Consider the following 19,536-nt stretch of genomic DNA (forward strand, 5'->3'; position numbering starts at 1 on the left):
CACCCCGCTACAGCGTCTGCACGTCCACCACGCCGGACACCGCCTTGATCGCGCCGGCGATCTGCGGCGAGACCTTGAAGCGGCCGGGAAGCTTCATCTCGACCTCGGTTTCGAGGTCGAGCATGATCACCAGCGAGACGTCGCCGTCGGCGCCGCCCAACGGTGCGGGCGCCGGTTTCGCCGGCAGGCCCTTGGGCGCGCCGGGCACGACCGGCTCCGGCATGTTCAGCCGTCGGGCGATCGAATCCAGCGGCTTGGTGTCGCGAACGAAAATCCGCAAGCCCTTCTGGGTTTTGGCCGCGGCGTCATCCAGCGGCTCGGCATGCAGCACCCTCGCCCGCACGTCATCGCCCTGCAGTTCGGCGCCGAGCTGCAGCAGCACGGCAGCCCCCGGCTCCAGCACGTCGCGATATTGCGCGAGGCCTTCGGAGAACAGCACCGCCTCGAAATGGCCGGTCGGGTCGGACAGGCCCATGATGCCCATCTTGTTGCCGGTCTTGGTCCGCCGCTCCATCCGCGAGACGACCGTGGCCGCGACCTTGCCGGCGGTCGCGCCGGTTTTGACCGCGCGCGAAAATTCCGCCCAGGACTGCACGCGCAATTGCTTCAACACCGTGGCATAGTCGTCGAGCGGATGGCCGGACAGGAAGAAGCCGATGGCGTCGTATTCGCGCCGCAGCCGCTCGGCCGGCAACCACGGTTCGATCTGCGGCAGCATGATGGTCGGAGCATCCGCGGCGCCGCCGAACATGTCGTTCTGCCCGATCGTCGACGCCTCATGGCTGCGCTGGCAGGCGGCCAGAATAGCCTCGGCGCCGCCAAATACCCGCGCGCGATTTGAATCGATCGTGTCGAAAGCGCCGGCGGCCGCCAGGCTTTCGATGACGCGCTTGTTGATGGCGCGCGGATTAACGCGCGCGGCGAAATCGGCGAGCGAGGTGAACAGCCCTTTGCGCCGTTCCTCCACGATCAGTTCGACCGCTTGCGGGCCGACGCCCTTCAGCGCGGCCAGCGCATAATAGATGGTGTTTTCGCCGACCTCGAAGGTCGCACCGGAGCGGTTGATGTTGGGCGCCTCGACCTTGATCTTGAGCCGCTGCGCCTCGGCGCGAAACTCGCTGAGCTTGTCGGTGTTGTTGAGTTCGAGCGTCATCGACGCCGCCAGGAACTCGACCGGATAGTGCGCCTTCATGTAGGCGGTGTGATACGACACCAGCGCATAGGCCGCGGCGTGGCTCTTGTTGAAGCCGTAGTCGGCGAACTTTGCGAGCAGTTCGAAGATCGTGTCGGCCTGCCCTTTCGGCACGCCGTTCTTGACCGCGCCGGCGACGAAGATCGCGCGCTGCTTCTCCATCTCCGCGCGGATCTTCTTGCCCATTGCGCGGCGCAACAGGTCGGCGTCGCCGAGCGAATAGCCGGCCATCACCTGGGCGATCTGCATCACCTGTTCCTGATAGATGATGACGCCGAAGGTTTCCTTCAGGATCGGCTCCAGGATCGGATGGAGATATTCCGGCTCCTCGTCGCCATGCTTGCGCGCGCAATAGGTCGGGATGTTCGCCATCGGGCCGGGGCGATAGAGCGCCACCAGCGCGATGATGTCCTCGAAACGGTCGGGCCGCATCTCGACCAGCGCGCGCCGCATGCCCTGGCTTTCCACCTGGAACACGCCGACCACATCGCCCCTGGCCAGCATCTGGTAGCTCTGGGCGTCCTCGATCGGCAGCGTCGCCAGATCGACCTGGATATCACGTTGCCTGAGCAGTTTGACCGCGACGTCGAGCACGGTCAGCGTCTTCAGGCCGAGGAAGTCGAACTTCACGAGGCCCGCCGGCTCGACCCATTTCATGTTGAACTGGGTCACCGGCATGTCGGATTTGGGGTCGCGATAGAGCGGCACCAGTTCGCTCAAGGGGCGATCGCCGATCACGATCCCGGCGGCGTGCGTCGAAGCGTGCCGGGTCAGTCCTTCCAGGCGCTGCGCGATATCGAAGGCGCGCGCCACAACGGGGTCTTCGTCGCGGAACGCCTGCAGTTTTGGTTCACTCTCGATCGCCGCGGCCAGCGTTACCGGGGCTGCAGGATTCTGCGGCACCAATTTGGTCAGTTTGTCGACCTGTCCGTAAGGCATCTGCAGCACGCGGCCGACGTCGCGCAGCACGCCCCTCGCCTGCAGCGTTCCGAAGGTGATGATCTGCGCCACCTGATCGCGGCCGTAGCGCTGCTGCACGTAATCGATGACTTCGCCGCGGCGGTCCTGGCAGAAGTCGATGTCGAAGTCCGGCATCGAGACACGTTCCGGATTGAGGAAGCGCTCGAACAGCAGGCCAAACCGAAGCGGATCGAGGTCGGTGATGGTCAGCGCATAGGCCACCAGCGATCCCGCGCCCGAGCCGCGGCCCGGCCCGACCGGAATGTCGTTGTCCTTGGCCCATTTGATGAAGTCGGAAACGATCAGGAAGTAGCCCGCATAGTTCATGCGGTTGATGACGTCGATCTCGAACGCCAGCCGCTTCTGGTAATCTTCCTCCGAGGCGCCCTGCGACAGACCATGCACCGAAAGGCGCCTGGCAAGCCCCTCCCCGGCCTGACGCTTCAGTTCGGCAGCCTCTTCGCCTACCGCATCGGATCCCGATCCCGCGCCAACCGTAAAGCGCGGCAAGATCGGCTTGCGCGTCATCGGCCGGAACGAACAGCGTTCGGCGATCTCGACGGTGGAAGCCAGGGCCTCCGGAATGTCGGCGAACAGGACCGCCATTTCGGCGCGGGTCTTGAAGCGGTGATCCGGCGTCAGCTGTTCGCGGTCGGTCTCGGCGATCAGGCGGCCGCCGGCGATGCAGAGCAGCGCGTCGTGGGCTTCGTAGTCGTCAGTGCTTGCGAAATACGGCTCGTTGGTCGCGACCAGCGGCAGGCCCTTGGCATAGGCGAGATCGATCAGGCCCGATTCGACACGACGCTCCTTGTCGATGCCGTGGCGCTGCAATTCGACATAGAGGCGGTCGCCGAACAGGCTGGTCAGCCGGTCGCAGCGGGTTGCCGCCAGCGCAGAATGATCGCCGTGCAGCGCCAGCGAGATCGGCCCCTCGGGGCCGCCGGTCAGCGCGATCAGGTCCTCCGAGTAGCCTTCAAGCCATTCGAGCTTGATGTGCGGAGATTGATGAACCGGCGTCTCCTGGAACGCCCGCGAGTTCAGGTGCATCAGGCTGCGATAGCCGCGCTCGCGCGCCGCCAGCAGCACGATTCGCGCAGGCGCGGCGGCCAGCGCATTGCGCGCGTTGGGGTCCTGGTCGCCGAAATCGACCGCCAGTTCCAGCCCGACGATCGGCTGGATGCCATAGCCCGCCATCTTGTCGGAGAATTCCAGCGCCCCGAACATGTTGTCGGTATCGGTCAGCGCCAGCGCCGGCTGGCGGTCGGCTTTGGCAAGCTCGCCGAGCTTGGCGATCTTGATCGAACCCTTCAGCAGCGAATAGGCCGAATGAACGTGGAGATGAACGAATCCGGCGTTGGACATGTCGCTTTGAGGGCTCTTGCATCGTGGCTGGGGGCGATCGTCAGGCTCTCCGGGAAACTTCCCCGGGCGCCGACTCGCCAGCTCCAATGGTGATGCGTTGGGCTAGCGGAGTCCACGCGGAACGTTCAGCTTGCGCCCGCCATCCGGCTTTTCCCCAAGGGTCTGTCGAAGCCCGTTTTGGGGGTACGCCGGCTCGATGCCGCCCCCACCTCAGAGCTGGGGAATCAGCTGCGCCCACACCGCGATCATCCCGACAAACAACGTAATCGACGCCAGAGCAGCGGCTTCTTCCACAAACATCCTCAACATCGCAGGCACTCCCGATCCAAGAACATATGAGGAACATTGTTCCTTTTTTGTTCTAAGAGTCAAGCGCGCCTGACGGGTCCGTTTGAAGAACACCCCCTGTGGTTAATTCTGGGCCCCGGCCCCCGTCGCAATGTCCATGATCGCTTGGCGAACTGGTTGGGGTCCCTAGGGCGTTTCGGGCGGCTTGCCGTTCCCGACTTCCGTCCGAGGACGCTCTATGAGCTCGTAGGTGGGAACGTGGCCGCTGTTCCACCACGACTCCAGCGCCGCCCCGCAGACCGTGCAGACCGCGTCACCTGTTTGCGGTACCAAGAACTTCTCTTCAGTACGTCTGTACTCGGCGCCGCAATTGCATTTAACAATCGTCGCCATCCCCAGAATATGCGCCCGGAGCCGCCCTTTTTCCAGCCCGGAACGCTGCCACAATCAAACTTGATCCACGGGCGCCTCCCCGTCGCGCGTCTATCCATCGGCGTGGGTTGGGGCCGCGGGGCCGTTCGGGGATCAGATGAGCGCTCTCATCAGCTTTTCGATGTAGTCATTCACGGCATCTGCAAAGTCGCACTGAGAGCCGGGCCCGGCCGCGTCTCCATGAGCTTTCACCACCGACCGAACACTTTCCAAGGCGTCCCTTTGCTGGGGTGCGGGCGTCACGGCGACCATCTCGTCGATGGCATTTTCTGCCAGAGGAATGGCGCTCGTCCTGGCCTCCGCAATCAGCGGGCTCAGCACGGAGGTGCATTTGTGAACGTTTTCCATACCCCAAATATGAGCCCGGCCCGGCGCGTTTGCCAGCCCTCCGGAAACTTTGCCTCGTCACTGGCACGACATCCCCGCTTCCATCGGCCCCCAGAAGCCACATTCCGTGGTGGGGTGATGGGGACCGCGCGCGTGAAGGCGGCCGTTGAAAATCAGCAGGGCTGCGGCCGCGAGCAGGACGGCTGAGACGATGATGGGGAATCTTATTTTCATGTCCCGAATATGCCTTCGGGAGCTGACCAATTCCAGTCCGCGCGGCTAGGCCGTCTTTCGTCCAAACACCGGCTGCGTTCGCTTGATCGGCTTCCAGCCGAAATAATCATGGGTACCGAACCAGGCGTGGACTTCGGTCTGGCAGACCATGCATTCGAATTTACCCGAATGCTTGTGCTGATGCTGCTCCCGCGTCGCGGAGTAATCCATCCCGCAACCGGGGCAGGTAAATTCTTCTGTGGTCCAGATGCTGCTTGCCATTGCGCAACTATGCGCCGGCGGCGAGGCGATTCAAGTCCGCGAAGTTCCTGTAGTTAAGGGCGCGATAAATCGACTCGCGCTCTCGCGTTAACAAAAACTTCCGCAATGTCGAACCAGCGGGCCCAACAAAAAAGCCCCGGGCGACGCCCGGGGCTTCAATGGTCTCGCTAGCGAGTAGCGAAATCAGTACTCAGATCAGTACTTCGCGATGACCGGGCCGCCGAACTTGTAGTTCAGGCGAGCGGTGACCAGATCGACGTCCTGGCTGACGCGATCGGTGCCGAAGAACACGCCAGCCGGCGTGGTGAAGGTGTAGGTCCGGTCCTGCAGGAAGATGTGGTTGTACTCGACGCCAATCGACCAGTTCGGGGCGAAGCCGTATTCGAGGCCAGCACCGACCGTGCCACCCCAGCGGGTGTCATCGCCGGTGGACGCAGCAAGCGCGCCAGCAACGGTGTTGATGTGGTTACGGTTCGAGGTCACAGCAGCACCGCCCTTGACGTAGAGCAGGACGTTGTTGACGGCATAGCCGACCTGACCGGTGAACAGGCCGAACGCGTCGATCTTCGAGTGGTTGACGAAGCCGGGGAACAGCAGGCTGGTGTTCGAGCCCTTGAAGTCAGCCCAGTTGCCCTGCGCTTCCAAACCGAACACCCAGGTGCCGGCCTGCCAGCGATAGCCGACCTGACCACCGACCGTGCCGCCGGATGCGTCATGCGAACCCTCGGGGCCAACCAGCACGTTGGGAGCAACCGCCGTCCAATCATTGCGGCTCCAACCGCCGCCACCGTTGACGCCGATGTAGAAACCACTCCAGTCATACACAGCGGCGATCATCGGCGGCGCCTTGGTGTAAGGACGCGCAGCGAGATCAGCAGCCACTGCCGGCGCAGCCGCGCCGAGCGCGATCAGACTGGCCGTTACAAGCAAAACCTTCTTCATCTTTTTTAATTCCCGTTCCAGTTGGTACAGCCCCCAAGGCCGTGGCAGCGTCATACCATTGTTCGTTTGAATTACTGTAACTTCACAGCAACAGCGCACGCGAAACGACTTCAGTGAAAATGTAAGTTAATATTGTGTAACAGGCACTTTTCGAAACATTGTGTGCACGTTCGCCGCAGAAAACTCACAATGGAACCTCGCAGCGGTATCGGCGTGCGAGATTGTGTTGAAGAGATGGCGGGCGTGCGGGGCTAAAGATGTTCAACGATCCGTGATCGAACCGACGAATGCGCTCCGAGCTCAAAGAGAATCGAATGCGCGCAGCGATTCCAAATCTAGAGCCCCGTTCCGATGGAATCGGAACGGGGCTCTAGATTTTTGTTTTGACGCGTTTTCTTCACGCGAACCGGTGTCCACTTCGCTGGAAAACGCTCCATTGTGAAGCTGTCGTCATTCCAGCTCGACGACCTGACCATCCACCAGCGACACCCGCCGGTCCATGCGACCGGCCAATTCCATATTGTGGGTTGCGATCAGCATCGCGACCCGCGTCGCCTTCACGAGCTGCATCAGGGCGTTGAAGACGTGATCGGCGGTGTGCGGATCGAGGTTGCCGGTCGGCTCGTCCGCCAGCAGCACCCGCGGCGCATTGGCGACCGCGCGTGCGATCGCGACGCGCTGCTGCTCGCCGCCGGACAGCTCGGCCGGGCGATGGGTGATGCGTTCGCCAAGACCGAGATAGGCCAGGATCTCCGTTGCACGCTTGATCGTCTCGTTGCGCTTGAGGCCACGGATCATCTGCGGCAGCATGACGTTTTCGAGCGCGGTGAATTCCGGCAGCAGCCGGTGCTGCTGGTAGACGAAGCCGATGTCGGAACGCCTGATGTGGGTGCGCTCGATGTCTGACAATTGCGAGGTCGGGGCTCCCCCGACATAGACCTCACCGTCATCGGGGCTTTCGAGCAGGCCCGCGATATGCAGCAGCGTCGACTTGCCCGAGCCCGACGGCGCCACCAGCGCCACCGACTGCCCGGCCCACAGCGCGAGCTTGGCGCCGTTGAGAATGGTCAGCGTCGCCTCGCCCTGCGTGTACTGGCGTTTTATCTCGTGGAGATAGACCACCGGTGTATCTTCCGCGCCCTCGGCCATTTTGCCCTCACTCATACCGGAGCGCGTCCACGGGATCGAGGCGCGCCGCGCGCCAGGACGGATAGAGCGTGGCCAGGAACGACAGCGTCAGCGCCATGATCACGACGGCAGAGGTCTCGCGGAAGGCGATCTCGGCCGGAAGCTTCGAGAGGAAATAGATCTCTCGCGGAAATATGTCGGTGTTGGTGAGCCACGACAGGAATATCTGGATCGATTCGATGTTGAGACAAATCAGCATGCCGACGAAAAAGCCGGTCAGCGTGCCGAACACGCCGATCGCGGCCCCCGTGATCAGGAATATCCGCATGATCGAGCCCCGCGAGGCACCCATGGTGCGCAGGATCGCAATGTCCTGGCCCTTGTCCTTGACCAGCATGATCAGGCCGGAGACGATGTTGAGCGCCGCGACCAGCACGATCATGGTCAGGATCAGGAACGTCACGTTGCGTTGGACCAGCAGTGCATTGAAGAAGGTCGAGTTGCGCTGCCGCCAGTCGACCAGGAACACCGGCCGCCCGGCCGCTTCCGTCACCAGCCTGCGGAAAACGTCGATCTTGTCCGGATCGGAGGTGAAAACCTCGATCGCGGAGACGTCGTCCTTGCGGTTGAAATAGACCTGCGACTCCGGCAGCGGCATGAATACGAAGCCCGAGTCATATTCCGACATGCCGACCTCGAACACGGCGGCGACCTTGTACGGCTTGATGCGCGGCGTGGTGCCCATCGCGGTCACGGCCCCCTTCGGGGCAACCAAGGTGATGCTGTCGCCGGCACGCAACGACAGCGTATCGGCGAGCCGACGCCCAATGGCAACGCCCTGCCCCTCGTCGAAACCTTCCAGCGTGCCCTGCTTGATGTTCCTGGCGACCGAGGTGAGGTTGTTCAGGTCAGCGGCGCGCATGCCGCGCACCACGACGCCCGAGGCGTTGAAGGCCGACGACGCCAACGCCTGGCCGTCAACCACCGGCGCGGCCAGCCGGACACCCTGAATCATGCTGATCCGCTCGGCGACATCCTTCCAGTCCGTCAGCGGCGATTCCAGCGGCTGAATTAAGAGGTGTCCGTTGAGGCCGAGGATCTTGTCCAGCAGTTCCTTGCGAAAGCCGTTCAGCACGGCCATCACGACGATCAGCGTCGCAACGCCGAGCATGATGCCGAGGAACGAAAAACCGGCGATGACGGAAATGAAGCCTTCCTTGCGGCGCGCCCGCAGGTAACGCCCGGACAACAGCCATTCGAACTGTGAAAACGGAGGGGTACGAACTGTCTCGTTCATGGTCTCACCCATCACTCGTACCGGAGTGCGTCGACGGGATCGAGGCGCGCCGCGCGCCAGGACGGATAGAGCGTGGCCAGGAACGACAGCGTCAGCGCCATGATCACGACCGCGGTGGTCTCGCCGAAATCGATCTCGGCGGGCAGCTTGGACAGGAAGTAGAGTTCTGGCGAGAACAGCTCGGTATTGGTCATCCACGACAGGAATTGCCGGATCGATTCGATGTTCAGGCAAACCAGCATGCCGACGAAAAAGCCGGTCAGCGTGCCGACCACGCCGATCGCAGCGCCCGTGATCAGGAATATCCGCATGATCGAGCCCTGCGAGGCGCCCATGGTGCGCAGGATCGCAATGTCCTGGCCCTTGTCCTTGACCAGCATGATCAGGCCGGAGACGATGTTGAGCGCCGCGACCAGCACGATCATGGTCAGGATCAGGAACATCACGTTACGTTCGACCTGCAGCGCGTTGAAGAAGGTCGAGTTGCGCTGCCGCCAGTCGACCAGGAACACCGGCCGCCCGGCTGCTTCCGTCACCAGTTTGCGGAAAGCGTCGATCTTGTCCGGATTGGAGGTAAACACCTCGATCGCGGTGACGTCATCCTTGCGGTTGAAATAGGCCTGCGACTCCGGCAGCGGCATGAACACGAAGCTCGAATCATATTCCGACATGCCGATCTCGAACACCGCGGCGACCTTGTAGGCCTTGATGCGCGGCGTGGTGCCCATCGGGGTCACGGCCCCCTTCGGCGCAACCAATGTGATGCTGTCGCCGGCATGCAACGACAGCGTATCGGCGAGCCGACGCCCAATGGCAACGCCCTGCCCCTCGTCAAAACCTTCCAGCGTGCCCTGCTTGATGTTCTTGGCGACCGAGGTGAGGTTGGTCAGGTCCGCGGAACGTATGCCCCGCACCAGCACGCCCGAGGCGTTGAAGTAGGAGGACGCCAGCGCCTGGCCATCCACGACAGGCGCGGCCAGCCGGATGCCCTGAACCTGATTGATACGCTCGGCGACATCCTTCCAGTCGGTCAGCGGCGATTCCAGCGGCTGAATTAAGAGGTGTCCGTTGAGGCCGAGGATCTTGTCCAGCAGTTCCTTGCGAAAGCCGTTCATCACGGCCATCACGATGATCAGCGTCGCAACGCCGAGCATGATGCCGAGGAACGAAAAACCGGCGATGACGGAAATGAAGCCTTCCTTGCGACGCGCCCGCAGGTAACGTCCCGACAACAGCCATTCGAACTGCGAAAACGGCGGGGTTCGGACTGTCTCGTTCATGGTCTCATCCATCTTTCGATAATCCCATGATTCGGGGCCAAATGTGGCCGGGAATGGCCAAGAATACCCGCCCCACGTGGATAATCTTTATCCCGCGATCGTCCGCTTATCGTCCAACTATCTTGGCGACCGCTTCCGCCGGGCTGAGATTCTCGCGTGAGCCGTCGCTGCGCCGCTTGATCTCGAGCTTGCCCTCGGCGAGGCCCTTGGGGCCGACCAGAATCTGCCAGGGGATACCGATCAGGTCGGCGGCGGCGAACTTCGCCCCTGCGCGCTGATCGGTGTCGTCATAGAGGACATCGACGCCCTTGGCCTCGAGTTCTCGATATAGCGCCTCGCAGGCGGCATCGACGGCCGCATCACCCTGCTTCAGGTTCAGGATCACGGCGGTGAACGGGGCCACCGCTTCCGGCCATTTGATGCCGGCATCGTCATGGCAGGCCTCGATGATGGCGCCGACCAGCCGCGACACGCCGACGCCGTAGGAGCCGCCATGGATCGGCACGTCGACGCCGTCGGCGCCCGCGACCATCGCCTTCATGGCGTCAGAATATTTGGTGCCGAAGTAGAAGATCTGGCCGACCTCGATGCCCCTGGTGTGCACCTTGTTCTCGGCAGGCACTTCGCTGTCGAAGCGCGCGGCATCGTGCACGTCCTCGGTCGCGGCATAGACCGAGGTCCATTGCTTGATGATCGGGGTCAGATCGCCGTCATAATCGACGTCGTCGCCCGGGATCGGCAGGTTGAGCACGTCGCTGTCGCAATAGACGCCGGACTCGCCGGTCTCGGCCAGCACGATGAACTCGTGGCTGAGATCGCCGCCGATCGGGCCGGTCTCCGCGCGCATCGGGATCGCCTTCAACCCCATCCGCGCGAAGGTGCGCAGGTAAGCGACAAACATCCGGTTATAGGAGCGCCGCGCCGCCGCCTCGTCGATGTCGAACGAATAGGCATCCTTCATCAGGAATTCGCGGCCGCGCATCACGCCGAAACGCGGACGCTGCTCGTCGCGGAACTTCCACTGGATGTGGTAGAGATTGAGCGGCAGGCTCTTGTAGGACTTGACGTAGGCGCGGAAGATCTCGGTGATCATTTCCTCGTTGGTCGGCCCGTACAGCAGTTCGCGCTTGTGGCGGTCGCTGATGCGCAGCATTTCCGGGCCATAGGCGTCGTAGCGGCCGCTCTCGCGCCAGAGATCGGCGAGTTGCAGCGTCGGCATCAGCAGTTCTAGGGCGCCTGCGCGGTCCTGCTCCTCGCGGACGATCTGCTCGATCTTCTTCAGCACCCGAAAACCCAGCGGCAGCCAGGCGTAAATGCCCGCCGCTTCCTGCCGCATCATGCCGGCGCGCAGCATCAGGCGGTGCGAGACGATCTCCGCCTCTTTCGGATTTTCTTTCAGGATGGGCAGAAAAAACCGCGACAATCGCATGGGTCAACTCAGGGAATCAGGGGGACGAAAGGAAGAATGGCAGTGAAACCGGATCGGCTACGAAAATACAAGGCCGGAACACCTTAAAAAGCCGCAAGATACGCGGATTTCCGGCCGTTTTGATCACCCGATCTTGAGCCCATAATTGCGGCGCGATCAGGTCCGGGTTGGTCTTCGCAGGCAATGACCGGGAACGGTGCGTCTCCATACGATTCTGTCGTCCCCCGCGCATGCGGGGGATCCAGTACGCCGCGGCCTATCGGTTCTATCATCAGCGACTCTGGAATACTGGGTCACCCGCCCCCCGTGCGCAATTGCGCACTCGGGCGGGTGACGACACTGAATATGGGTCCGCGTTCCCGCGACGCATTGCGCCCGAGGTTTGCAGAGAACTTTCGCCCCCGAAATCCAGAGGGCGCAGGGAATGCCGGATGCGCGCTGCACCCGCGGTCTCATGTGCGATTGTGCTAAAGAAGCTGCACACGAGCATACAGGGCAGCGGAGAACATCCGACATTCCCTGCGCAGTGGCTTTACGGCTTATGACGCGCTCTCCCCGGTGAGACGGCCTCTATTGCCACCGTCACCCCTCGGAAGCGTTAGCTCCCTTAAGGCTTGACGCCGTTACGGGCGCCAGGACCACACGCTTTCACCGTACGCATCAGCCGCGACCGTCAATCGCAACCTCAGCGTCCACCGCAACCCGCCCCTCGTCGTGACGACGGCCGACGCCCCTCTGAGTGGGACGGGATGGCGATAGATGCGCACTGATTTGGGTGGATGGAAACAAGAATATTTTCGATTTTCAGAAATTATTGGCTTGACACGATTTACGAAAAACAGAACTGATTTGCCCGTCGGGTTGATTTGTCGCACGCCGGCCGCGAGATTGCGCTTGCGCGCGAGGCGACGCAGCATACTCCGTCACCGTACGTCGAAGTCGCCTTCCAGCGTGACCTTCTCGAAATCGGTCACCAGCGCGTCGATCCGCATGTGCCAACGGCCGGCGAGCGGCAACGGCACGCCGCGCACGTGCCAGGACCCATCCGGTCCGCGCGTCGCCCCACGCTCGAATGGTTCGATGCCGCGCTCCGGAAGGCTCAGCGTCAGGGTTGCCTCCTTGGCCGATAGCGCGCCGAAGTCGCCGGTCAGCAATTGCAGGACAAAATCATCCGAACCCACCTTGCCCGGCGAAATCGAGACCTGAGCCATCGCCTTCTCGGTGTGGATATGGATCGCCAGCGGCGCCTGCGCGGCGGCCGCGAGCACACGCGGCGGCGGCGTGAAGCGCCAGCCAGCGACGACGGCGAGGATGCCCACCACCACGACGCATTCGATCAGGATCGAGCCGATCAATGGCCGCGTATTCTGCGGATCGGCCGCCACGGCCGGCGTCAGGCGGTACCGGTTCAGCGCGGCGAGCCCAAGAAGGACCGTGACCAGTATCAATTTGACCAGCAGGATATTGCCGTATCGGGTCTCGATCAGCGCGCCAACGCTTTCCAGCTGGATGATCGCCAGACCCAATCCGCTCAACACCAGAAGCCCGACGACCGGCACGGCCAGGCGCGAGAACCGTTGCAGCACCGGCACCACCGCTCCCGGCGATTGGCGCGCCAGCACCACGAGGGGCGCGAGTGCGCCGATCCAAAAGGCGATGGCAACGCCATGGACGAACATCGCCGGCGCCGTCAGCGATTTCGGTGAAGCCGTTGCGGCGTGCCCGCTCGTTGCCAGCGACAACCCGACGCCTGCCATCGCGAGAACAGTCAACACCCTGGCGGTCATCCCGGTCGGGCTGCGCCATGCGAACCCGGCGATGACCATCGACGCGATCGCAATCAGCAGCGACGGTCCGAGGCTGGTTCCGAGCGCGCTGGTCCATGGCGCTGATGTCGCCAGCCCGCCGAGCGGACGATCGAGCAAGTCGAGACCCTGCAGGCCAAGTGAGGCGACCGCGCTCGCGACACCGACGGCAAGCGCGCCCGTGATCACGCGCGCACCGCCCTGCCCGATCCATACGGCAAAGAACGCGCCGCCGATGCCTACGAACAAGCCGACATAAACCCCGATGCGGGCCAGCCAGATCAGGACCGTAACCGGGCCACCATTCGACTTGGCGGCGCTGGCCGTCACAACGCCGATCGAAAACACCACCGATCCCCCAACGGGATGTCCGTCCTGGGAAACCACGCGATAGCTGACGACCTGCGTCCCGCGCGGCAGATCGTCCGGCAACACGATCACGACGGATTGGTCGACCGCGCGAACCGTGACGGGGCGCGTCTTGCCCGCGGCATCGATCAGGTTGACGACCGCGGGTGTGACGCTTTCGTTGAACTGCAACTGCACGGTCTTTGGCGTCTCGGCCACGACGCTGCCATCGGCAGGTTCGGCAGCCACCAGCGACGCATGCGCAAAGGTTTCAGTTGCAAGACAGAGCGCCACCAGCAGTGCCGCGACGGCTGCGATGGCACGTAGCATCGAATTTACGGCTTCGAAATCAGCTTGAGTCCGGGCGCCGGCGACGAGCCGTCATGACTATGCGACCCGGCTCCGGCCTTCGGAATATCGATCCAGCGGCTAACCCCCTTCTCGCACTCCTGCAGCACCGGAAAATACAGCGTGGTGTTTGGCTTCAGGCCGCCGGTGAGAAAGGTTGCCATGACGAATTCGTCGTAGTTGTCGTCGGCGAGCTTGCCGCCGCTCCAGGACACTTCCTTGACGCCTTCAGAGAATTTGTTGCCATGATATTCGTATTCGGTAGCGTATTTCCCCCTTGTCGTCTCGAGGGTCCAGCCGGCCTTCGGCATCGGCTTGACGCTGATCACGCCTTCGGGGATTTGCACCCGTATTTTGACGGTGGCCGATCCCGCGCAACCATGCGGCACGGCGAATACCGCCTTGTAATAGCTGCCGACGGCCGCCTCGCGCTTCTCGAGCGTAACGTGCGCGTTGGCGGAAGACGCGGCGCAGAGTGCAGCGACAGCGACTAGCCAGTTTGGCTTCAACATTTTTGGCCTCTCATGTTCACGAACGCTTTCCATCGCCACTACTTCTTCATGCCGGAATGACCCGAATGATCATGCGCGGGCGCCTGGGCGCCGACGCCCTGCACGTCGAGCGACAGCGTCACCTTGCCCGCTTTTTCGAACTCAAGCGTGACCGGCACCTTGTCGCCCTGCTTGAGCGGGCCCTTGAGGTCCATCAGCATCAGATGATAGCCGCCCGGCGCGAGTTTTACGGTCTTGCCGGGTTCGATGGCGAGCCCCTTGTCGAGCGAGCGCATCGTCATCACGCCATTGTTCATTGCCATCTCGTGGACCTCGATCTTGCCGGAGATATCAGCCGCGCCCTTTATCAGCCGATCCGGCGCCTGCCCCTTGTTCTCGATGGTGAGGTATCCGCCCGCGATCTTGGCACCGCCCGGTGTGGCGCGGCTCCAGGCTCGCGTGATCACGAGATCGCCGGCCTTGACCTCCTGCGCGTGCAAGGGAGCGGTGAATAGCGCGGCCACGAGAGCGACGCAGGCAACGGTACGAGTGAGAGAATTCATCGGATTTTCCTTGGTTTTCTTTTGCGGCTCGCGCCCGCAAACGGCGTCTCGAATCCTCCCGGCGCAACGTGCGCGCGCCGGGAGTCGCAATCAATCACCACCGCGCTTTTACGCCCGCGTACACGGCACGGCCAGTGCCGGGCTCGAATAACGGCAAGTTCGGATTGGCCCTGTCGATGATGCTGGCGGAGCTGATGTAGGCCTTGTTGGCAATGTTTCGAGCCTCGATATACATCGAATAGGTACCGCCATTGTCGACGCCCGCCTTCAACCCGACGATCGCATAGGCCGACGTCTTCAGGGTATTGGCGCTGTCCACATAGTAGGATTCCGGTACCCATTCGACGTTGGGGCCGACATAGATTCCCGTCGGATGCTTGTAGAGCAGTTCGGCCCGCAGGTAATGACGCGGCGCGCCGGGCAACTGGTTGTTCGCGAAGACGGGATCGTTGTCGAAGCGGAAATCGTTGAAGGTGTAGGCAAGGTTCACCCAGACCTTGTCTGGCGCGCTGCCCGGGACGAACAGCCCCTTGACGACAACTGCGCCCAGGCCGGCTTCAATTCCCTGATGGTAGGTCCGATTGGCGTTGGTCACGTTGCAATTGCCGAACGCGCTGTAGAGGCACAGCAGTTCGTCCTTGATGTCGGCGCGATAGCCGGTCAGTTCCCAGGTCAAATCTGGGCGCCGCCCGCGGGTGCCGATTTCATAGGTGGTCGCGCGTTGCGGCCGGATGCTGGTGAACGGGATGACCGCGACGCCCGGTACATTCGCGCTTTCGCCGAAGCTCGGAACTTCGGCGCTGCGCGAGATGTTGGCGTAGGCCTGCCACGTCGGATCGATGTCCCACAGCAGGCCGGCCTTGGGGCTCCACAGGTTGAATTCTGTTCGTCCCGATTGATTTCCATCGCTCAGGAATCGGTCGCGACGGTCGCGCGTGGCGTACAGGAACTGCGTACCGGCGACGGCCGCCACGTTCGGCAGGAAGTAAAACGAGTCCTGGATATAGACCGAGGTGTTCTGCGATTTGTCGACCGATGAGGACAGCAGCGCTCCCTTCTGTCCGGCGATATTGGCAAATTGCTGGTTGTCGATACTGCCGTTGATGACATTGACGCCGGCGACGAGAACATTGCGGAAGCCGCCGATGTTGCGATCGTCAGTGACGCGGGCAAAGCCGCCATAGTCCTTGTAGCGATAGTCCAGCCACTGGAAGATGGGATGCATCAAATGGCGGTCGACGCCGAACACGCCGAAATCAACGACGGTGTCCTCGAACCGGATCGTCGTCTTGTTCGCCAGCCGCACCGTATCGATGTTGCGCTGCTGATCCATCAAGACATTGTTCGGAGCAGCCGTCTCGGGCGAGGTGAGTGCAGATGCCTTGGTAACGGTGCCGGGAATCCGCTGCCGGACCTGATTGGCGTTTACATAGAACCGCGTCTCGAAATCGGGCGAGAACTGGTAGCCCACATTGCCGCTGACGCGCGTTGCACTGCCGTTGCTGTGATCGCGAAACCCGTCCGCCGCCTGGGTCGATGCGGTCACGAAACCGTCCCAGGGCCCGTTGGCGCCACCCGCGTTGGCCTGCAGCCGGCGAAACCCGAAAGCACCGCCATCGACACTCACGCCGTTCACGAACGGGTCGCGACCGCTCGGCGTGACGAAATTGATGGCCCCGCCCAGGGAGTTCGCGCCAAACCGCAGGGCGTTGCCGCCCTTGAAGACTTCCACGTATTTGTAGGCGGTCGGATCGATTTCCTGGAAATCGCCGTAACCATCAGCCGTGTTGATCGGAATCCCGTCCATATAGAGCTGGACGCCGCGCAGATGGAAGTTACGCGACAGACCGGAACCACGGATCGAGAGCCTGGAATCGTCGCCCCATTTGGGCTGCGCGAAGACGCCGGGGACGTAATCGAGAACATCCTTGATCGTATTGGCGACGGTCGAGTTCCGGTAGGCCTCGGCCGGAACGAGCGCGACGCCGCCCGGTGTCTGTTGAATCTCGCGGATCGCCTGTTGCACCGTGAGAACCGTCAGTGCCGGCCCCCTCGCCGGGTCGCTCGCAACCGGCGGCGCAACCGGGGCCGGATTTCGAACACGAGACGCCCGCGCCGTGCGCGCTGCACTGCGCTGCGGAGCACGGGCTGAAATTGTCCGCTGCGGCGTCGGGGCATCCACGGTGACGGGCGGAAGCGAACTTTGCATATTGGTTTGAGCACCCGCCGAAACGGATGCAAAGACGGCGGCGCAAGCGAGCGCGCCCGCGGGCAAGTGATAGTGAAACATGTGGTATTCCTGACACCGGCTCTGGCGGCCGGTTAATGAACTGCACCGATCAGCGCAGCCGAGGCCGCACCGATCGTTCGGATGTTCGAAAGGTCAGGAAATGGACGGAGGCGCGCGCGCTTGGGCGTGCGAGCCGGCGCGGGAACCGAAGCGGTCCGTTATGAATTCGACCCAGACCACGCGCGCGTGCTGGCGTTCGAAGATGACGGCGTTGGCGATTTGCGGCACATCGACCGGCGCACCGGTGTGGAGCACGCTGCAGACCGAGCAGCAGCCGTCGTGCGCGCGATGCCCGGTCTGGTCGCTCTGGCCGGTGGAGGCATCTGCATTGCCGTGACAGATCACGGCCGCGGCGATCGGATCGGAGGCCGCGATGCTGGCCGCCCAGCACGCGCCGATCGGTGCGAAAATCTGCACCACCAGGGCGATCAGGACTATCGGTAGGAAATTTTTCAGCCGCGCGCGCATCGCAAACCCATCCGGATCAGGAACTAATCACCGAGAGAGTCCGAAGTCGAGATCGGGTTTCCGGTTTATCCGCTTGTGTTGCGCAAATAACCCGGCTTTTCAGATGCGTTCCAGCCGGTTGAGCGGCGATTTCGGCCCTCCGCGCCCGCGACCCGGTGCGGGTACTGACCCTCCGCCACAAGGAATAGTGGTGGAATTCCAATCATTTCGCAGATTGCTAGAATTTTGAACAATCGTTGCTGAAAATGGTGACAAGCGGAAAAAGATAGTCTACATGTGCTGGCTCAGGCTGGCCGAAAGGTTGAAGTCTGGTGGTCCAAGTCTCGGGAGGAGCCCTGACGCGCACAAGCAGCGTCGCCTCGTCAATCAAGATCAAACCCAAATTTTCGAGGTAAAAGGGTCGACACAATTTTTGAGCAGGGCTCCGTGCCCTGCTCTTTTTTTGTGGTCGTGTTTTCTGCGATCATCTTTTTATAGTCGTTCGAAGAATCGAGATCGCGTACGCCCGATGATCGCGCCCTCCAATCCGATTCTGCGAAGCTTTGAGATCGCAGCCAGCCGCTGCGCGGACCTGACGCCGTTGGTGTATGCGCGCCTGCACCGCGAACATCCAGAAACACACACGATGTTCCGGACCGAGGGCAGCGAACTCGTCAAGGGCTCGATGCTGGCGCTGACGATCGATGCGATCCTGGATTTCGCAGGGCCCCGCACCGGCCACTTCCGCATGATCGAGTGCGAGATTTCCTCCCACGACGCCTACGGCACGCCGCGCGACCTGTTCATCGCATTCTTCGGTGTGATCGCCGCGACCCTGCGCGACATCCTCGATCAGGACTGGTCGCCAGAGATCGATGCTGCATGGCGGAAATTGCTCGATGAGATCGAGCAGCTGGTCTTGCAGCGCACAAGCTAGGCCGGCTTCCGCTCGACTTGCTCGATAGAGTCTGCACCCTCAGCGATGACGTGATCAGCGAACGGGTGGCGCGTGCGCGGCGAGTGTGAGACACTGCCGGCATCCGCGGTGCGTGTAACGCCCTCGGTCATAAAATGAAAGCGAGGGAGCAAGCAATGTCAGGGACGGATAAATCCTCTACGACCAGGCGTGATCTTCTTCAGTCGGCGGCGTTCGCCGGCGCAGCATCCGCGCTGTTCGGCGGCTTGGGCGTGAGCCCGGCACTCGCGCAGGCCGCACGTTCCGAGAAACCGCTGAAGGCCGCGTTCTCCAACGCCGGCCTGCAGGCCACCTGGTGCGCGCAGGGCAAGCAGGCCGCGGAATGGTGGGGCAAGCTGTTCAACGTCGAGGTCACCTGGTTCGACGGCCAGCTCGACGCCGTCAAGCAGCGCGCCGCGATCGACAACATGGCGTCGCAGAAATGGGATTTCGTCGCCATCCAGGCGTTCGGCATCGGCACCCTGACCCAGCCGGTGCAGAAGATGATCAGCGCCGGCACCCCGGTCATCGACATGGACACGCTGATCGCGCCGCTCGACCAGATCAACGTCCACTCCTTCCTCGCCCCCGACAATGAATTCATGGGCGCCTCGGTGACGCAGGCGCTGTGCAACGCCATGGGCGGCAAGGGCAAGATCATCATGACCCAGGGCGCCCTCGGCCACACCGGCGCGCAAGGCCGCGCCAAGGGATTCAACACGGTCGTCAAGCAATTCCCGAACATCGAGGTGCTCGATACCCAGCCCGCCGATTGGGACGTCACGAAGGCCGCGCGTCTGTGGGAGACCTATCTGACAAAATACCCGCAGATCGACGCCGCCTTCTTCCACAATGACGACATGGCGCTCGCCGCCTACAACATCATGAAGGCGCGCAACCGCACCAACATCCTGATCGGCGGGGTCGACGCCATGCCGCCGGCGATCCAGGCCGTCAGCGAAGGCCGGATGTTCGCGACCGTCCGCAATCCTTCGTGCCGCATCCATGGCGGCGCCATCGTCGCGGGCGTCGCCGCGGTGACCGGGGGCGAAAAGAGCGGCCAGGGCATTCCGAAGCACGTGATAACGGACGGCCCGGTCGTGACCAAGGCCAACGCGGCGGGCATGCAGTGGATGGAGAATCATTTCCTGATCTGA

The 19,536-nt window shown here is 62.5% G+C and carries 15 protein-coding genes; 2 read left to right on the forward strand and 13 right to left on the reverse strand.

Features of this window, described 5'->3' with window-relative positions; translation table 11 throughout:
• Positions 1 to 7 precede the first annotated feature (7 nt).
• The 13 genes from dnaE to ABIE49_RS02645 all read right to left on the reverse strand — a co-directional run bounded on the left by dnaE (position 8) and on the right by ABIE49_RS02645 (position 17,445).
• On the reverse strand, positions 8 to 3,514 hold the full coding sequence (gene dnaE / locus ABIE49_RS02585; RefSeq protein ID WP_192733419.1) for a DNA polymerase III subunit alpha: 3,507 nt from the start codon (positions 3,512 to 3,514) through the stop codon (positions 8 to 10).
• A gap of 813 nt (positions 3,515 to 4,327) precedes the next feature.
• On the reverse strand, positions 4,328 to 4,582 hold the full coding sequence (locus tag ABIE49_RS02590) for a hypothetical protein (RefSeq protein WP_192733420.1): 255 nt from the start codon (positions 4,580 to 4,582) through the stop codon (positions 4,328 to 4,330).
• A 258-nt stretch (positions 4,583 to 4,840) separates the two neighbouring features.
• On the reverse strand, positions 4,841 to 5,056 hold the full coding sequence (locus ABIE49_RS02595) for a hypothetical protein (protein WP_192733421.1): 216 nt from the start codon (positions 5,054 to 5,056) through the stop codon (positions 4,841 to 4,843).
• Between the two features lie 195 nt (positions 5,057 to 5,251).
• Positions 5,252 to 5,998: an outer membrane protein gene (locus tag ABIE49_RS02600; RefSeq protein WP_192733422.1), complete on the reverse strand. Its 747-nt coding sequence runs from the start codon at positions 5,996 to 5,998 to the stop codon at positions 5,252 to 5,254.
• 450 nt (positions 5,999 to 6,448) lie between these two features.
• Entirely contained in the window at positions 6,449 to 7,162 is a 714-nt protein-coding gene (locus ABIE49_RS02605; RefSeq protein ID WP_502915858.1) for an ABC transporter ATP-binding protein, read from the reverse strand.
• A complete protein-coding gene (locus ABIE49_RS02610) occupies positions 7,155 to 8,435 on the reverse strand; it encodes a lipoprotein-releasing ABC transporter permease subunit (protein ID WP_192733423.1) in 1,281 nt (426 codons plus the stop codon). Before ABIE49_RS02610 ends, ABIE49_RS02605 begins: the two co-directional genes overlap by 8 nt.
• Positions 8,435 to 9,715 (reverse strand): lipoprotein-releasing ABC transporter permease subunit, encoded by a 1,281-nt coding sequence (locus ABIE49_RS02615; RefSeq protein ID WP_192733424.1) that lies wholly within the window; start codon positions 9,713 to 9,715, stop codon positions 8,435 to 8,437. Before ABIE49_RS02615 ends, ABIE49_RS02610 begins: the two co-directional genes overlap by 1 nt.
• A 94-nt stretch (positions 9,716 to 9,809) precedes the next feature.
• Positions 9,810 to 11,132 carry a proline--tRNA ligase gene (gene proS, locus ABIE49_RS02620; RefSeq protein ID WP_192733425.1) on the reverse strand — a complete coding sequence of 441 codons (1,323 nt, stop codon included), beginning with the start codon at positions 11,130 to 11,132 and terminating at the stop codon, positions 9,810 to 9,812.
• Positions 11,133 to 12,055: 923 nt separating this feature from the next.
• Entirely contained in the window at positions 12,056 to 13,615 is a 1,560-nt protein-coding gene (locus ABIE49_RS02625; RefSeq protein ID WP_192733426.1) for a copper resistance CopC/CopD family protein, read from the reverse strand.
• Between the two features lie 5 nt (positions 13,616 to 13,620).
• A complete protein-coding gene (locus ABIE49_RS02630) occupies positions 13,621 to 14,145 on the reverse strand; it encodes a YcnI family protein (protein WP_192733427.1) in 525 nt (174 codons plus the stop codon).
• A 38-nt stretch (positions 14,146 to 14,183) separates the two neighbouring features.
• On the reverse strand, positions 14,184 to 14,687 hold the full coding sequence (locus ABIE49_RS02635) for a copper chaperone PCu(A)C (RefSeq protein ID WP_192733428.1): 504 nt from the start codon (positions 14,685 to 14,687) through the stop codon (positions 14,184 to 14,186).
• Positions 14,688 to 14,781: 94 nt separating this feature from the next.
• Positions 14,782 to 16,977, reverse strand: coding sequence for a TonB-dependent receptor domain-containing protein (locus ABIE49_RS02640; protein WP_192733429.1), 2,196 nt, complete (start codon positions 16,975 to 16,977; stop codon positions 14,782 to 14,784).
• A 93-nt stretch (positions 16,978 to 17,070) separates the two neighbouring features.
• A complete protein-coding gene (locus ABIE49_RS02645) occupies positions 17,071 to 17,445 on the reverse strand; it encodes a DUF2946 domain-containing protein (protein ID WP_192733430.1) in 375 nt (124 codons plus the stop codon).
• A 508-nt stretch (positions 17,446 to 17,953) separates the two neighbouring features.
• Here ABIE49_RS02645 and ABIE49_RS02650 point away from each other — a divergent pair.
• Together ABIE49_RS02650 and ABIE49_RS02655 are read left to right on the forward strand one after the other, a co-directional pair.
• Entirely contained in the window at positions 17,954 to 18,361 is a 408-nt protein-coding gene (locus tag ABIE49_RS02650) for a globin (RefSeq protein WP_192733431.1), read from the forward strand.
• A 155-nt stretch (positions 18,362 to 18,516) separates the two neighbouring features.
• Positions 18,517 to 19,536: a sugar ABC transporter substrate-binding protein gene (locus tag ABIE49_RS02655; protein ID WP_192733432.1), complete on the forward strand. Its 1,020-nt coding sequence runs from the start codon at positions 18,517 to 18,519 to the stop codon at positions 19,534 to 19,536.

Source organism: Bradyrhizobium sp. OAE829 (genome assembly GCF_040546575.1).
Taxonomy (GTDB): domain Bacteria; phylum Pseudomonadota; class Alphaproteobacteria; order Rhizobiales; family Xanthobacteraceae; genus Bradyrhizobium.

Coding starts and splice junctions, on each gene's coding strand:
- ABIE49_RS02590 (WP_192733420.1), bottom strand. CDS start 4,582: ATGGAAAACGTTCACAAATGCACCTCCGTGCTGAGCCCGCTGATTGCG.
- ABIE49_RS02595 (WP_192733421.1), bottom strand. CDS start 5,056: ATGGCAAGCAGCATCTGGACCACAGAAGAATTTACCTGCCCCGGTTGC.
- ABIE49_RS02640 (WP_192733429.1), bottom strand. CDS start 16,977: ATGTTTCACTATCACTTGCCCGCGGGCGCGCTCGCTTGCGCCGCCGTC.
- ABIE49_RS02605 (WP_502915858.1), bottom strand. CDS start 7,162: ATGAGTGAGGGCAAAATGGCCGAGGGCGCGGAAGATACACCGGTGGTC.
- ABIE49_RS02600 (WP_192733422.1), bottom strand. CDS start 5,998: ATGAAGAAGGTTTTGCTTGTAACGGCCAGTCTGATCGCGCTCGGCGCG.
- ABIE49_RS02645 (WP_192733430.1), bottom strand. CDS start 17,445: ATGCGCGCGCGGCTGAAAAATTTCCTACCGATAGTCCTGATCGCCCTG.
- proS (WP_192733425.1), bottom strand. CDS start 11,132: ATGCGATTGTCGCGGTTTTTTCTGCCCATCCTGAAAGAAAATCCGAAA.
- ABIE49_RS02615 (WP_192733424.1), bottom strand. CDS start 9,715: ATGGATGAGACCATGAACGAGACAGTCCGAACCCCGCCGTTTTCGCAG.
- ABIE49_RS02635 (WP_192733428.1), bottom strand. CDS start 14,687: ATGAATTCTCTCACTCGTACCGTTGCCTGCGTCGCTCTCGTGGCCGCG.
- ABIE49_RS02610 (WP_192733423.1), bottom strand. CDS start 8,435: ATGGGTGAGACCATGAACGAGACAGTTCGTACCCCTCCGTTTTCACAG.
- ABIE49_RS02650 (WP_192733431.1), top strand. CDS start 17,954: ATGATCGCGCCCTCCAATCCGATTCTGCGAAGCTTTGAGATCGCAGCC.
- ABIE49_RS02630 (WP_192733427.1), bottom strand. CDS start 14,145: ATGTTGAAGCCAAACTGGCTAGTCGCTGTCGCTGCACTCTGCGCCGCG.
- ABIE49_RS02625 (WP_192733426.1), bottom strand. CDS start 13,615: ATGCTACGTGCCATCGCAGCCGTCGCGGCACTGCTGGTGGCGCTCTGT.
- dnaE (WP_192733419.1), bottom strand. CDS start 3,514: ATGTCCAACGCCGGATTCGTTCATCTCCACGTTCATTCGGCCTATTCG.
- ABIE49_RS02655 (WP_192733432.1), top strand. CDS start 18,517: ATGTCAGGGACGGATAAATCCTCTACGACCAGGCGTGATCTTCTTCAG.